This window comes from Maribacter litoralis (assembly GCF_902506355.1).
Taxonomy (GTDB): domain Bacteria; phylum Bacteroidota; class Bacteroidia; order Flavobacteriales; family Flavobacteriaceae; genus Maribacter; species Maribacter litoralis.
In genome coordinates this window covers 3,398,026-3,414,149 of the sequence record NZ_LR733271.1, presented here as the reverse complement: position 1 = coordinate 3,414,149, position 16,124 = coordinate 3,398,026, and the positions used below count along the sequence as shown (strand labels likewise).

Genomic DNA, 16,124 nt, shown 5'->3' with positions numbered 1-16,124 from the left:
CGAGTCGATTAAATTTTAAGCGAACATCAAATATCGGAAATTTTAAGACATTTATCCAGTATTAGACCCGCTATTATTCAAAGGGAAACACAATTCCCGTCATTTCGCGTACAGAATCCATAATCTCAATTAAATCCAAACTATTTTGATGACTCCATAAGTCGCTCTCCTTTTTGCCATGGTTTAAGCAGTTATGAACCTCCTCTATTTCATGTACATAGCCCTTACCTCTTTTTCCAACCTCGGTAGAAATTGACTCACCGTCTTTTTCCAAGGTGTACCCAATAGTCTCATGCCACCTCGGATGAATAAAAACAGTTCCTTTACTTCCCGCTATTTCAGATTTCTTTTCTGAATTTGAATTGAGTCCGCTATATAAGATTGCTTGGGCATTTTCGTAATTAAAAATCATACTACATTGCATTTCTACTCCTGTCTTATAAAAGTTTGCCGAAGCTTTAATATCCTTTGGTTTGCCCAATAGTACATAAGCTAAAAATATTGGGTAAATACCAATATCCAACAGAGAACCACCTGCCAACTCAGGGTTGAGCAGCCTTCCTTTCTCATCCCTATCCAAAGCATAAAAGGCAAAATCTGAATGCAAATAACCAATATCACCAATAGTACCATTATCTACTAATTCTTTTACTTTGACAATGGTTGGGTTAAAACGAGACCATAAAGCTTCCATTAAAAAAACGTTGCTCTCCTTAGCTACCGATACCATTTTTTCTACCTCAGCTTTATTAACACCCATAGGTTTTTCACAAAGCACGGCATTACCGGCCTTCATTGCAGCGATACTCAAATCGGCATGAGAAGTATGCGGAGTAGCCAAATAAATAATATCTACGGTATTACTATTAAACAGTTCTTCATAACTACCATAAGCATTTGGTGCACCATATTCATTTGCAAAATTTTGTGCCTTCTCCAAGCTTCTAGATGCTACCGAAATCAATTTACCGCCTTCTACCAAGGCCAGATCTTTAGAAAAACTATGAGCAATGTTACCTGCCCCTACAATACCCCACTTTATCATACTTTTCATTTTTGTTGCATGTACACCAAAATTAACTTCTTATCTTTATCCGAAGAAAATAAATATACAGAATGGATTTAAAATTCAATCAAAACGAAGATAGGAATAAGTTGTTATTATCTGACCTTAGAAGAAAGCTGAACGAGGTTTATTTAGGTGGAGGAAAAGCCAAAATAGCCAAACAGCACGACCAAGGTAAAATGACCGCCAGAGAACGTATTGATTATCTTTTTGATCCAAAAACAGAACAAATTGAAGTGGGAGCTTTTGTTGGTGATGGCATGTATAAAGAACACGGCGGATGCCCATCTGGTGGTGTTGTTATTAAAATTGGCTATGTAAAAGGCAAACAATGTATAGTGGTTGCCAATGATGCTACAGTTAAAGCGGGTGCATGGTTTCCCATTACCGCTAAAAAGAATTTGAGAGCACAAGAAATAGCTATTGAAAACAGACTGCCTATAATTTACTTAGTAGATAGCGCTGGTGTGTATTTACCGCTACAAGATGAGATTTTCCCTGACAAAGAACACTTTGGCCGCATATTTAGAAACAATGCGGTAATGAGCAGTATGGGCATTACACAAATTTCTGCTGTTATGGGCAGTTGTGTTGCCGGGGGTGCTTATTTGCCTATAATGAGCGACGAAGCTTTGATAGTAGATAAGACTGCCAGTATTTTCTTGGCGGGTAGCTATTTGGTAAAAGCGGCGATAGGTGAAAGTATAGACAATGAAACGTTGGGCGGAGCTACTACCCATTGTGAAATTAGCGGAGTAACGGATTATAAAGCAAAAGATGATGCAGCGGCTTTAGATACCATAAAGAATATTATGGATAAAATCGGTGATTTCCCTAAAGCGGGATACAACCGAAAGAAAAGTGTGAAGCCAAAAGAAAATCCTGATGATATCTACGGAATTCTACCAAGCTCAAGAGCTGAGCAGTATGATATGATGGAAATCATAAAACGATTGGTAGACGATTCTGAATTCGAAGAATATAAAGCCGGATACGGACAAACTATTTTAACCGGATACGCACGTATAGATGGATGGGCAGTTGGTATTGTCGCCAATCAAAGAAAAGTAGTAAAAACTAAAAAAGGCGAAATGCAGTTTGGCGGTGTCATCTATTCCGATTCTGCAGATAAGGCAACCAGATTTATAGCCAATTGCAACCAAAAGAAAATTCCATTAGTCTTCTTGCAAGATGTAACCGGTTTTATGGTTGGTAGTAAGAGTGAACATGGTGGCATCATAAAAGATGGTGCTAAAATGGTCAATGCGGTAAGTAACTCCGTCGTACCAAAATTCACCATTGTAATCGGAAACAGCTACGGAGCAGGAAATTATGCCATGTGCGGTAAAGCTTATGACCCAAGATTAATTGTCGCTTGGCCAAGTGCAGAACTAGCAGTAATGAGCGGAAATTCAGCAGCAAAAGTATTATTACAAATTGAAAAAGCTTCTTTGAAAAAGAAAGGTGAAACTATTACAGAAGAAAAGGAAACTGAGCTATTCGATAAAATCAAGAAGCGTTACGACAATCAAGTTTCTCCATACTATGCAGCGTCAAGATTATGGACAGATGCCATTATAGACCCAAAAGATACCCGTAAATGGATTTCTATGGGAATTGAAGCTGCAGACCATGCGCCTATAGAGAACCCTTTTAATATGGGGGTGTTGCAGGTTTAATGTAAACGGAAGTAGTAAAGAGGTTATTAATCGATATAGATTAAAAAAAAATACCCACAATACACTTAAAACGTATTGTGGGTATTTAAATATCTAAATGTTTATCAGTTTTACTAATTATCTGAAAAAATAAAAAGCTCGGAGCAGCCTGCAGGCATTTAAATCTCGATTATCGAGTTTAATTAGCAACCATACTTAAAGCATTTGAAACGGTAAACAATTGCTGATTTACATTACGCAACCCAAGTTTGAAAACCTTCGTTTCTTTTCGTTGCGATGCACTACCATAGTTATAATATATAGTAGCTTTCAAATATGTAGGCGTCAAACTTTTATTACCTAAATACGTAGCATTAACCAACCAATTACCCCGAAGTGTATCATCTATTAAATATTCTTCACTAGAGAAACCAGAACGTTTTTCAATTTGAATTCGCTCAGCATCTGCCGCTAAAGAGTGTTCACTTTTATAGTATCTTTTCTCAGGATTTACAAATTGCAATTCAAATTCAGCCTCACTATCACTCCATTCAAAAACCAAGCGTGTTCCTTTAAAATCATCATCAAGCTTAATTTCATTCACCTTATCAGTTGAAACCAAATCATCGCCTTTTAAGGAAATCAAATTATTTAAATCGCGGTCCATAATGGTTATTACTTGTTCTTCTTTATCCAGTAATTTTTCGGCCAATAAATAATCGTATCGTAAATACATAGCTGCCGCTTTTTGATTTAAACCTAATTCTCTATAACTATTGGCTAAATCTAAATACGATTGTGCATAATCTGCTCTAAGTGTATATACAGCTTCATATAATTTATTTGCCTGCTTAAGCTTTCCTTCAGCTTGATAAATGTATGCTAGGGATTTTAATGCATTAGGATTTCCGCTAAGTATATTCTTATTCTCTTCAATTACTTTATCTGCAAATTCTTGATTTTTCCATCTATTAGAAAAATAATCATAGGCATCTAAAACATAGTAATATGAACTACTGTATTTTTTGATTTGATTTGCGTAAATCATCTTTGCCTCTTCTTCGGTATTCGTATTTAAAAGCTCATTCATATACGAAGGTTTATCTTCCTTAAAATCAACCGAGGTTAATGCTGAGTTATCATATTTATTATTTCTTAGTTTTGCTTGATCATAAGGCTTACCGTCTTTGTTACCAGCATATAATAGGGTTTTGGTATTAATAACAATTACACCACCAGCACCTATTGACCCATATCGCGTGGTCATTGCTAAATTATTTAAGACAGCCAATCTAGCTATAGATGCAGGTGCTATCCACGTAGGCGTATCGGTTAATATTTGACCGTCAACATCATAAACAGCTGGAGATGCCTGACTTATGGAATTGAAACCTCTAATATATACTCCCCCTCCACGCTGACAATCACCAAAAACCCTTACGCTAGCAAACTCATTTCTAACAACATCCAAAATGCAAATTCCTACATCATTAATTTCGTCTTCTTGTAAAAACCTGATTTTTCCTGGTGCAGTCTCACTATCCAGAATTCCGAAAGCCGTTTTAATTAAATTTGGTTTGTATTTATACTCCTCTTCCAGTTCTTTTTGAGACTTTCTATTACTGTTCCTAACAGTAACCTCATCTAATTGCTCAATTTTCTGAGTCATTTCAATATTCAAAACACGAGTAACATCTTCCACCATAATCTGAACATCGCTAAGTCCAGGATATTTATATAGTAACATATCTTTAGGTTCTGCAGATATTTGATATAATCCGTTGGCGTCAGTTGTAGTAGAAATATCAGAATCTATAATAGAAATCTGAACATTTGCCAAAGGAGAATCCATTTGGGTAACCTTACCCTTAATTGTTTTGCTTTGTGCTTGCACATTGAAAACAAAAGCTATTAGCGCAAAGAGAAATAGAATTTTTTTCATAGTATATAGTATTGAAGATAAGTCCATTACATGACATCAAAAATCAATCCATGATTAAAATTGAAAGAAAACAACACACTAATCGTGATAAATTTAACATTTTATAGATAATTAAGGTTATTTACAACATACCATATCTAACCAAACTGACTAAACCATTGTTGTTCAAATAAATACATCACTTAATTCAACCTATCTACGCCCAGGGTTGGCAAGTAAAATAGATTCTGATTTACATTTTTTAACGACAACCTATATATTCTGGTTATGCTTTCTTCATTATCCGTACCATAACCAGAAAAAGAGGTTACTTTGAAATAAGTAGGCAAACCACTTTTATTCCCCTTATAATTTATATTTACAATCCATTCTCCTTGAATATCACTTTCAAGAAAGAACTCTTTGCTCGATGAATATTCTTGTTTACCAAAATATTCATTCTGATTGTTTAGCGATGTATTCGAAACAAAATAGCGATTTTCTGGATTTACGAACTGAAGATCAAATTCAGCCTCATCATCGTTCCATTCAAAAAGAAGACGGGTATCTGTACCCTCGCGCATAGCCGCTACTTCTTTTAAATCTTCTGAACTAATGTTATAGTCGGTTTTATGCTGTAAAAAGTGATTGAACTCAGTTGTAATTACAGGATGCAATCCTATAGTATCTGCCACTAGAAAAGAGTCGTTCAATAATTTGGTGTACCTACTATAAAGATTAGCTGCTTTCTGTACCTCATTCACCTCAACAAAACTATTTGCCATGTCTCTATACGATTGCGCATAATTAGGTCTTTTTACAAAAACACTGGTATATAGTTTGTTTGCTTGTTCAAATTCACCTTCTCGCTGGTACGCATACGCCAATGCCTTCATATCATTGATGTTATTCTCAAATAGCGATTGATGATTGGAGATTATATCATTATTGAATTTTTCTTGTTCCCAATTGGCAGTAAAATAAATATAGGCATCAAGAAAAAACGTAGCAGAACTACTATATAGTTTTTCGTTTTCGTGATACACTTTCTTAGCCGCTTCAAAACTAGTGGTAGCTAAAAGAGCTTGAAGGTAGCTTGGCAAATTTTTATTTACCTGCTCTTTACTTATAGCATCGTGTTCGTAAATATTATTTCGAATTTTAGCTTGGTCATTAGCTCTATTATTCTTGGTAGCATAATTGGCATGTTTTGTACTTATTGCAATTACTCCGCCCGCGGCAACCTGCCCATATCTTCCAACGCCAGCAAGACCAGGTATTACCGCTATGCGCTCAATAACATTTAAATCTAAAAAATACGGGACATCTTCATAAATTACTCCGTCAATTTCGAATATTGCAGGTCTAATATTATTAATTGACCCTTTACCTCCTCTTATAAACACAGCAACTTTGGTAAAAGAACATCCAAAACAAGTATTTCCATTGGTTACATTACCAATATGAACTCCAGCTATTTTACCATCTAAAGCTGCTAGAATATTTGGCGCCGATAAGTTCAAACTCTTACCATCTACAATAGTTATTGCATGACCAATTGTTTTTTTATCAAGAGTTCCATAAGCAGTCTTAGCAAATTCATCATTCGTTAAATATTCAGAGAACATTTCTGCCTCGGTTTTCTTTAAACGCGCTCTTTCAGTAACGGTAACACCTTCTAGTTCTTCAACCATCACATTCATGGTGACGTTGATATTATGTATAGTCTCCAATACGGTACGTTCCACTTTTTCGAAACCCAAATAATCAAAACTAATGACATCTCCTATTTGTGCCATAATGGAATACCTACCATACGCGTCTGTTTGTGTATGCTTTAATGACTCCGCTATTTGAACAGTAGCATTTTCAACAGGCTTACCATTATTAAAAACAAAACCCGTAATTGACCTATGGGTTTGGACTGGGTTGATATTTATTTGAGGAGTGTTGAACGAATTTTGAAGGGTTTTATGTCTAGCGTATTCTGATATTTGAGAAATGTCATCCTCACTCAAAGTAGAAGTATTTACATAAAAAGTCATTGCATCTACCCTGAACGTTTTCCATTGTCCTTGGCTAACATATCTTCTGTATGATGTACTTGGTCTATAATCCGCAGCCAAAACCAAGCCCACTCGCTTACCATATACTTCCAATAATTCTAGACCAATACTAAAATCTTCATCTACAATAAGGTTGTACGGCTTTAAATCTACGGTTATCATTCCAGGAGATTTGCCTATCATTTTGGTAACGTTCTTTTTCAATAATTTATCTTCAGGATAAATGGTGCCGCCTTTATATACATTAATGCGCACCAATACACTATCTGAATAATTCTCGTTTAGATAAAAGTGAAAATCCTTTAAGAAGTGCTTCTTTTTGTCCACACTTATCCTTGTCACCAATTCAGCACCCAAAGAACCATCGCCCTTCCAATACCCAAACTTATTTTTACTAGGATATGAAAAGCCTATAACATCATCTTTTTTACCTTTCAGATATTTAGCGGATACGATTGCCTCATGTAATTGCATTGCCTGAGGCTGCATAACAACTTTTTGAAACATCAAATTATTAAAATTTACCTCTGAAATTTTAAGCTGAATGGTTTTATAACCTACAGAAGAAAATTGTAGCACATCTGTATTAGAAAAATCAGCCTTATTAATCTCTAGATAAAATTTACCATCAAAATTACTTACGGTACCTACACCTTTGTTTACAATTCCAATATTTACAAAAGGAAGCGTCTCTTTCGTATCAGCATCTAGTACTGTTCCTTTAAATTGATGTTGCCCAAAAAGTCCTAAACTGAGCGTACACAAAATCAATAAAAGACAATACTTTATATTAAGTTTAGTAATCCATTTCATTAAGCGAGTTATACAACAACCGTAAGGTTACTCTTAAATATATGAATAACAAGCTTTTAAACCTAATACTAATAAATAGAAAATAAGATTTTTATTACATCAACCATATTCTATATTACAAATTAAGATTAATTGCCCTGATGATTCTTTACACGTGGAATCAACAATAATTCGGTCTGTCTTCCATTTACGTATCTAAATCCATCTTCACCATAGAAACCGGCTTCTTCAAGCATAATTCGAATATCTCTATTCCACTCAGGAATATTAATGTTGGTATTTAATTCAATTGCATAAACAGTGTTTGGATTTAACGGGTAGTTCTCACCATCATCTTTCATGACACCACCTTGAGAGTCCCACATACCAATTGTTGTACCCGCTGAATGACCGTAACTACCTAACGGGTGTGTATAAATTGAAGGTCTTAACCCTGCTTTCTTTGCCTGGCTCAATGACTTGGCCAAAATTTCATTTCCAGATCTGCCTTTAATCATATTGGCAGTCAAAAAGTCTTGGACTTTATTACCATCTTTTAATCCGTTCACTAAAAAGTCAGGCGCTGATGTTTCTTCTGGTTTTAATACATACGCCAATTCTTGACAATCAGTATTTAAACGCAGATATGTAATTCCGAAATCGCAGTGAACCAAGTCCCCTGGTAAAATCACTGTATCCTCTGGTCTACCTGAGAAAGAGTACAAGTGACTTACCAATTCCTCTTTACTTCGCTGTACATCTATGGTTGGGTGAAACCACGTTTCTAAACCTAAATCTGTCACTTTTTGGCGCATCCACCATTCAACGTCAGAAGTTGTTGTTATTCCCGGAGTTATTACTTTCTCTGAGAATGCTTCGGCTATGATATCATGTGTAATATCTACCAATTGATCATAAATAACCATTTCTCGTTCTGATCTCGTTTCGATCCAGCGAACTGCCAATTGCTCAGCAGAAGTTACTTTTGATATATACTTTTTAGGCAGGTTAGTCATGAATTCATCATAGTCGGTTTTATCCAAACCATCTGCAATGTTGTGGTCTTTTGAAAAATTAAGTCCGATTTTCTTCGGATTTCTTTCTGATATCAATTGCATTAACCGTGCCCATTGATTAGGTTCTTTTTCCTTATCCCAAGCAGAAATAATGTTTTTACCAACATTATAGCGGGCAACAGCTAACTTCTCTATCGTATTTTTTGCCTTGTCTCTATAAAACAATAGGATAGTTCTTCTACGGGCATTCAACCACGTAGCCGGAAGCATAGTCTTCATTACAGGATCTTCATTGTATTCTCTAGAAATGACCACCCACATATCTAAACCTGAAGCATCCATAAGCTCTGGTAGCAGATTATTAAAGCGATCATCTAAGATTTCATCGATTACCTGTGCTCTTTCTTTTTCGTTGAGGATTTGTTGGGCGTTCAACACATAGCCCTGAATACAAATAAATAGGATAACTAGTTGTTTGGTCATTAGATCTTGGTTTTTCTAATGATGAAAATAGCTGAATTATTTATGCCTTCAAAATTTGTTGAAGCGTTTTAGCACGCTGCACTTTTCCGCTTTCAGTACGCTGAAACTGTTTTATAATCAAAATAGCTTTCGGCTTCTCAAATTTTTTGAAATCGGTAATGGAATCCATTATTTCCTGAATTTTTTGTTTAGTCGTATTTTCTACGACAATTACTACTTTTTGACCTAATTCCTCATCTGGAACTCCCGTTACAAAGAAGGGTGTATCAATATACTTGGAAATTACTTTCTCTATATGCTCGGGATGTAATTTTACTCCACCAGAATTTATAACATTGTCAATTCTCCCTAGCCATTTAAACTCACTATTTGACACCAATTCAATAACATCATTGGTTCTAACGATTTCATCTGTAATTTTTGGTGCGTTAATTACCAAACAACCTCTATCATCTTTTGAAATTTCAATATCTGGCAAGGTAGAAAAAGGGAGGTCATTTTCAGCACCAACGGTTAAAGGTTTTACAGCAATGTGGGTTATAGTTTCCGTCATGCCATAGGTTTCAAAACTAGCATTGGGAACAGAAAGCAACTCTTTTCTCAACGTAGTAGAAATAGGCGCACCCCCTATTATCGATTTTTTAATCAGATGTAATTTAGGCAACGAGTGTGCAACTTGCATAGGCACCATTGCTCCAAAATCGAAAGATCTAGAGGTCTCTTCTAACGGACTGGAAGTTGGAGGCACAAAATATATATCTAAACCTAGCACCATGGCTCTTACCAACATCATCTTACCCGCAATATAGGTAGCCGGAAGGCACAATAAGACAGAAGATTTAGTAGTTAAATTAAAATAGCTACCTGTTGCCAGAGCACTATTAATCATGTGCTCTTTCTTTAAGGAAATAGTCTTTGGTTGACCCGTTGAACCAGAAGTTTTTACGAATAATGTTTGCGAATCATCGATCCAATCTAAAAGGAATTCACCTATATGTTTTTCAAATTCTTCACCTTCCTTAATTAGGCTATAACTTACTTCTGTTAAATCATCAAAAGAAATTGTTCTACCATGAATGGAAAAATCTTGGTGCAAAGAAAGTTTATTCATTACATTAATTATCTAGCTTCAAAAACTCTTCTTCAGATAATACTTTCCCCGTTAGTTTCTCTTTCCAATTGGTCCACCCATACTTTTTAGAAAAAACTAAAAGTAAGATAGGAAATACAACGAATACAGGAACAAGCATATCCCAACCAAGTACAGGTTCTGAAATATCTCTATATAGAGAATCTACACTAAACGCTGTCCAATCTGCAGTTACTAAAAGTGCTGCGGTTAAGTTGTTAGCGGCATGGAAACCTAACGCCAATTCTAAACCCTGGTCCATTAGTGTAATGATGCCCAAAAAGAGCCCTGTTCCTATGTAAAAAATTAATATGCCATAACCCAATTTATCCACTTCAGGGTTCATTATATGAAGTAAACCAAAAAGCAGCGATGTAAACACAAGCGGGAACCATCTATTCTTAGTAAGTATGCCCAACCCCTGCATCATATACCCCCTCATTAAATACTCTTCCATACTGGTTTGTAATGGAATCATAGCTATAGCAATGACTGCTAAAATTAAAAAAGGTACCAATTGAAAGTTATATTCATAATCTTCAGGCGCAAAATAAATATCAATAAAAATAAAAAGCACAGAAATTGACGCCCACAAGAAGAAAGAAAAAGTAACTCTTTTCCAATCTATTTTAGGTCTCGAAGTGGTCAAGGCCGTAAGCGATTGTTGATGTAAAAATTTAACCACCAGAAAAACAGCAATAAGTCCGAAAACAAAAGTTAAGAGCATAAAAAACAAAAAAGTATTAGACCCCAATACCTCAGACATTTTTCCTATGCTGCCACTCATCATTGCAGACATACCACCTTCTTTCAAAGCCAAGGCCGCCAACAAAGGAAATGACCCTAGAAATTGCCAAACACCCACAATTACCAATATTCCAATCAAGTATCTCCAATTATCAATTAGACCTTTATACGCCTGTTCTATATACATAAACTATCCATTAAATTTGAATTCCAATCTTTAGAGCTGTTATAAAACAAACCTCCATTTTGTACCTCTAAAGGGCTATCAATATTATTTGTAAACAAAGCCCCAGTTCCCAGACCTTGTGGCATTTTATTATTTAATGTTGCCGTCCATTGTGCTATAGCGTTCAAGCCGATATTGCTTTCCAATGCACTGGTAACCCACCACCCTATATGATTCTTTTCGGCAATTTCGATCCAGTCATTGCTTCCAGCAAAACCACCTACTAAACTTGGTTTCAAAATTATATATTGTGGTTGTATAGTTTGTAGCAACTCTTGCTTCTTTGTTACATCTACCACCCCAATTAATTCCTCGTCTAGCGCAATTGGCAATGGTGTAGCTTCACAGAGTTTATGCATCTCTTTCCATTGCCCCTGTTTTATAGGTTGTTCTATGGAATGTAAATCAAGTTTGGCTAAAATCTCCAATTTGGACAACGCTTCTTTTGGAGAAAAAGCACCATTAGCATCTACACGAAGTTCAATTTCTTCTTTAGAATATCGCTCCCTTATAGATTTAAGTAGCGCAATTTCAGTATCAAAATCTATAGCACCAATTTTCATTTTTATACACGAAAAGCCATCTTTTAACTTTTGCTCTATTTGCTGATGCATAAAATCTTTATCGCCCATCCAAACCAAACCGTTAATAGAAATTGGTTTTTGGGCGTCTAAAAAAGAAGAGTCAAAAAGTTGAAAGGGATTATTTGACCGAAGTGATAAAAAAGCCTGTTCTACCCCAAATTGAATACTAGGAAAATTTTGCAAATGTTTCAATAACTCCGTTTCTCCTAAATGAATGTTTTCTGTAACCCAACTACATTTTTCTTCGTATTCAGGTACATCATCAAAACTTAGTCCTCTAAATAGTCCGCACTCACCAATCCCCCATTTTCCATTTTCCTCTAAAATTAGAAACCAAGTCTCTTTTGTTCGCAGAATACCTCTAGAGGTTCCACTAGGATTTTTAAAATTGAGAATATACTTTTTAAAAGATGCTTTCATATAATCCTCCAAATTTAGCTATATTTTCACTTTAATACCGATGGATTTAAAAGAATGGAAAATAAGGTAATTTGGATTACAGGCGCATCTTCAGGAATTGGAGAAGCATTATCATATCAATTGAATGCGAAAGGTGCAAAAGTCATTATTTCGGCAAGACGTGAAGAAGCACTTTTAAGCGTAAAGAAAAACTGTAAATTACCAGAGAATGTAACCGTACTCCCGCTAGATTTAACCAATTTTGAATCCCTAGGAAACATCACCGAAAAAGCTTTTTCTTTATTCGGAAAAGTTGATGTTTTAATCAATAATGGCGGACTCAGCCAGCGTTCTTTGATCATTGAAACTAATTTTGACGTCTACCAACAAATGATTAATGTTAATTACTTGGGTACTGTTAAACTAACAAAACATGTACTACCGCACTTTATAGCTCAAAAAAGTGGTCATTTTGTAACTGTTACGAGTTTAATGGGTAAATTTTCCTCTCCGTATCGTTCAGGGTATTGCGGAGCAAAACATGCCTTACACGGTTTCTTTGACGCACTACGAATGGAACATGAAAAGGACAATATAGATGTATCTATTATTTGCCCAGGATTTATACAGACCAATGTTGCAAAAAATGCTTTAACCGGAAACGGAACAGCCTTACAACAAGAAGACAATGCCACAGAAAACGGAATGCCAGTTGAGAAATGTGCCCGTGAAATTATATCGGCAATTAGAAAAAAACGTTTTGAAACATACATAGGTGGAAAAGAAAAATTTGGAATTTATCTGAAACGATTTTTCCCAAAACTATTCCATAAGGTTGTATTGAAAAGTAAAGTGAGATAACTTATTTAAAATTAAACCAAAAACGAACTCCGTCTTGCGTCTTATCAGTATTTAAAGAAGTTTGAAGCTGATTAGCCAATCTATTCATTAAGCGAATACCCATAGATGAATTCGCTCGTTCTTCGGTATCCTCCGGCAAACCAATACCATTATCGGTATATTCAAAGAAACCTTCTTGACCTACCATTTTACGTAGATGAATATAAATTTTGCCATTACTATCATCATCTGGAAAAGCATACTTAAACGAGTTAGAAACCAACTCATTCAATATAAGTCCGAACGGAATAGCTCTGTCAATATCTAGCTCAACACCTTCGGCATCAATTGTAATATTAATATTATGACCACCTTTTTTATAGACCGACTGAATACTATTGATCAAGCTTTCAATATACCCCTGCATTTCAATTACAGACAAATCATCATTCTGATATAACTTCTGATGTATAAGAGCCATAGCCTTCACCCTACTCTTACCTTCTTCAAGGGCGGCAATTGCTGCCTTGCTCCTGGTGTTTTTAGTTTGTAGGCTCAACAAACTAGAAACCATTTGTAAGTTATTCTTAACCCTGTGGTGTATCTCTTTTAACAGCGAATCTTTCTCAACTAAAGAATTCTCAATTATAAATTTTTGCTCGGCTATTAGACGTTGATTTTTAATACTCTTTAGGTAAGCATATACCAAACCTGCAAAACCAATAAGTGTAAATATCAACGACACGAATACCAAACTAATTTTATCATCCCTAGCCTTAATATCTTTTCTTGATTCCTCTAATTGTGCCTTTTGCTGCTCCATGGTTTTTCTAGAATTTTCTAGATCTTGGGCAACGACTGAAGTCAATTGTTGGTTTTTGATATTGGATGCTAAAGCATCGATAGAATCTCTAATTCTTATATTCTTTTTAAGGTAAACCGTAGAATTTTTAAAATCGCCTGTTTTAAAATAATAATCGGCATAGATTCTATTTCGTTTCAGAATATTTTCCGATTTAATAGGGTTTATGTTATCGCTAAGATAATCGGTAGCTTTAGCGTAGTCATCTAATTTCAAATAACACTCTGCTAGTGCCAGCGTATTTTCAATAATATCGGATGAAAATTTACCCTTATTGTATTTTTTAATAATTTCTCTGCTCTCTTCTAAAAAAGGTATGGCTTTCTCATATTCGGCCATCTGTACATGACATTTACCAATATTACCAATAATAACCCCATTCAAAATTCTACCATCGGCAATTTCCTTATCGGAATGTTGATTGGTAACATCACTTAAAAAAACCTTAATAAGTCCTTCAGCCTTTTTAAAATAACTAAGTGCTGTAGGTGTTGACTTATCTAATCTTAAATAATTACCTATTGTATTATTGTAAATAGCCTGTCCATAATAGTCATTATCTTTAAGCACCTTTTTCTCCTCCGTCATATAATCTCGCATCGCCTTTCTATATTGACCAAGACTAGCATAGATATCATAAAAAGCAACGTTATCGGTCAAACCCAGTTCACGCTTTACCCTTCTAATTTCAATTTGCTTATCGTACAGTTCAAGCATTGCATAATTCTTATCCAGAATTTGGAGAATAGTTTGCTTTGATTCTACATCTAATTTTTGCAGATCATCATAAATAGATCTAGCAATTGCCAAACTCTTTTCATAGTTGCCCAAATCAAAATAAATTTGAGATTCTATGAGCTGATAATTTCTAATGGAAACAGAGTCTTTTGTTTTTTCAGAACTGTTTAAATACACTTTTACAGTATCTAACCAATCATAAGGCGAATTCTGATTGTAACGATTGGGAGTATTAAAAAAGAAGAAAGAACGTAATTCTCCGTTCTCTAAATCTTGAAACTGCCTGTAGTAATCTTCATTTTGAGCCGTTACACTATCTTGTGCATTTATGCCACACGTTAGCACACTAAAAAATATAGTGCATAATATTCTCAAAATAGAAGGTTTTTTCATATCTCAATCAAAGTGGAATCAAACATAAAACTAATACCTGATTCTACTAAATTTTTGTTGTGAGCCATTGTTAAATCATCATTAACTAACAATAGTCCCCAAAAAGCGTGTTCTACGTACTTTTATCTAAATCATTAAAAATTGCATGTAATACTTGTTGTTTAATCCAAATAGGTCCAAAACAATGTGCAATCATTAATAAATCAAAATTATGAATTAGCCCATACCGTATTGCATTATTTGTTGTGTAACCCCAAATATTTGTTGTGAAATGAATGTATGCCATCTAACAATGCATTTTATCGATCAAAACAGACACTTTACCGATGATAATACTACTTTTATCTGGGGTAATTCCAAAAAAAAACACCTTAAAAAAGGTGTTTGAAACTTTTTATTTACGGATTATGAGTTCATAGCAGAGATAATGAATTCTTTAAAATCTTTAGAAATTGGTATCAAGGTATTATTGATCATAATATCTTTAGAATTTATGGCGTCTATATGATCCACATTAACTATGTAAGATTTATGCGCTCTATAGAATTTATTCTGCGGAAGTTTCTCTAAATAATCTTTTAACGGAGATCTCACCAAAAACTTCTTATCAACGGTATTCACTTCTAAATATACATTATCCGCTTTTATAAACTGAATATCACCAAATTGAATTCTGTAATATAAATGTTGTTTCTTAACAAATATGGAGTCCTTTAAAATTGAATTGGACATTGCGACATCTTCAGTATTACCACCACCGTTTGATTGCGCTTCATTACTTGCATTCTGCTTACCATAAATGAAATTTGATAATGCAATTTCTATGGATGTATAAAGATCTTGTTGCTCAAATGGCTTTACCAAATAACCGTTAGGTTTTACCGTCTTAGCATTTTCAACCGTTGCACGATCAGAGTTAGATGTCACAAAAATGAATGGAATATCATAATTCTCCCTAATATGTTTACCTAGGTCTATACCGGTTTTATCTGAGGCTAAAATGATATCAATAAGAACTAAGTCTACCTGCTGGGTTTTCAATACCTCTACAGCTTGCTCGTAAACAATTACATTATCAACTATTTCATATCCTATTTCCTCTAACATTGATTGCATATCATCAGCGATGATTACATTATCCTCAACAATAAGAATTTTTATGGGTTGTTCCAAGACTTAAAATGGTTTGTGGGTTATACTCAAA

At 34.8% G+C, this 16,124-nt stretch carries 11 protein-coding genes; 2 read left to right on the top strand and 9 right to left on the bottom strand.

What is annotated here, in order from left to right:
• Positions 1-73: 73 nt before the first annotated feature.
• The gene (locus EXIGUO8A_RS14285; RefSeq protein WP_159303661.1) at positions 74-1,054 is read right to left on the bottom strand and encodes a Gfo/Idh/MocA family protein; all 981 of its coding nucleotides are present in this window, start codon (positions 1,052-1,054) and stop codon (positions 74-76) included.
• 62 nt (positions 1,055-1,116) lie between these two features.
• Between EXIGUO8A_RS14285 and EXIGUO8A_RS14280 the strand changes: the two genes are divergently transcribed.
• Complete coding sequence (locus tag EXIGUO8A_RS14280; RefSeq protein ID WP_159303660.1) at positions 1,117-2,745, top strand: acyl-CoA carboxylase subunit beta; 1,629 nt, start codon at positions 1,117-1,119, stop codon at positions 2,743-2,745.
• Between the two features lie 178 nt (positions 2,746-2,923).
• On the opposite strand, the gene EXIGUO8A_RS14275 is transcribed toward EXIGUO8A_RS14280, so the two are convergent.
• The 6 genes from EXIGUO8A_RS14275 to EXIGUO8A_RS14250 form a co-directional block, all read right to left on the bottom strand.
• A complete protein-coding gene (locus EXIGUO8A_RS14275) occupies positions 2,924-4,666 on the bottom strand; it encodes a carboxypeptidase-like regulatory domain-containing protein (RefSeq protein WP_159303659.1) in 1,743 nt (580 codons plus the stop codon).
• A gap of 182 nt (positions 4,667-4,848) precedes the next feature.
• The gene (locus EXIGUO8A_RS14270; protein ID WP_159303658.1) at positions 4,849-7,524 is read right to left on the bottom strand and encodes a carboxypeptidase-like regulatory domain-containing protein; all 2,676 of its coding nucleotides are present in this window, start codon (positions 7,522-7,524) and stop codon (positions 4,849-4,851) included.
• A gap of 128 nt (positions 7,525-7,652) precedes the next feature.
• Positions 7,653-9,002 carry a M24 family metallopeptidase gene (locus EXIGUO8A_RS14265; protein WP_159303657.1) on the bottom strand — a complete coding sequence of 450 codons (1,350 nt, stop codon included), beginning with the start codon at positions 9,000-9,002 and terminating at the stop codon, positions 7,653-7,655.
• Between the two features lie 40 nt (positions 9,003-9,042).
• The gene (locus EXIGUO8A_RS14260) at positions 9,043-10,113 is read right to left on the bottom strand and encodes an AMP-binding protein (RefSeq protein ID WP_159303656.1); all 1,071 of its coding nucleotides are present in this window, start codon (positions 10,111-10,113) and stop codon (positions 9,043-9,045) included.
• Between the two features lie 4 nt (positions 10,114-10,117).
• The gene (locus tag EXIGUO8A_RS14255; RefSeq protein ID WP_159303655.1) at positions 10,118-11,065 is read right to left on the bottom strand and encodes a CPBP family intramembrane glutamic endopeptidase; all 948 of its coding nucleotides are present in this window, start codon (positions 11,063-11,065) and stop codon (positions 10,118-10,120) included.
• Complete coding sequence (locus EXIGUO8A_RS14250) at positions 11,056-12,108, bottom strand: o-succinylbenzoate synthase (RefSeq protein WP_159303654.1); 1,053 nt, start codon at positions 12,106-12,108, stop codon at positions 11,056-11,058. Before EXIGUO8A_RS14250 ends, EXIGUO8A_RS14255 begins: the two co-directional genes overlap by 10 nt.
• A 54-nt stretch (positions 12,109-12,162) precedes the next feature.
• Between EXIGUO8A_RS14250 and EXIGUO8A_RS14245 the strand changes: the two genes are divergently transcribed.
• The gene (locus EXIGUO8A_RS14245) at positions 12,163-12,948 is read left to right on the top strand and encodes an SDR family oxidoreductase (protein WP_159303653.1); all 786 of its coding nucleotides are present in this window, start codon (positions 12,163-12,165) and stop codon (positions 12,946-12,948) included.
• 1 nt (position 12,949) lies between these two features.
• Here the strand turns inward: EXIGUO8A_RS14245 and EXIGUO8A_RS14240 are convergent, their stop codons facing one another.
• Together EXIGUO8A_RS14240 and EXIGUO8A_RS14235 are read right to left on the bottom strand one after the other, a co-directional pair.
• Positions 12,950-14,902, bottom strand: a complete 1,953-nt coding sequence (locus tag EXIGUO8A_RS14240) for a histidine kinase dimerization/phosphoacceptor domain -containing protein (protein ID WP_236564496.1) — start codon at positions 14,900-14,902, stop codon at positions 12,950-12,952.
• A 423-nt stretch (positions 14,903-15,325) separates the two neighbouring features.
• Positions 15,326-16,093 (bottom strand): LytR/AlgR family response regulator transcription factor, encoded by a 768-nt coding sequence (locus tag EXIGUO8A_RS14235; RefSeq protein WP_116772204.1) that lies wholly within the window; start codon positions 16,091-16,093, stop codon positions 15,326-15,328.
• Positions 16,094-16,124: the final 31 nt, after the last annotated feature.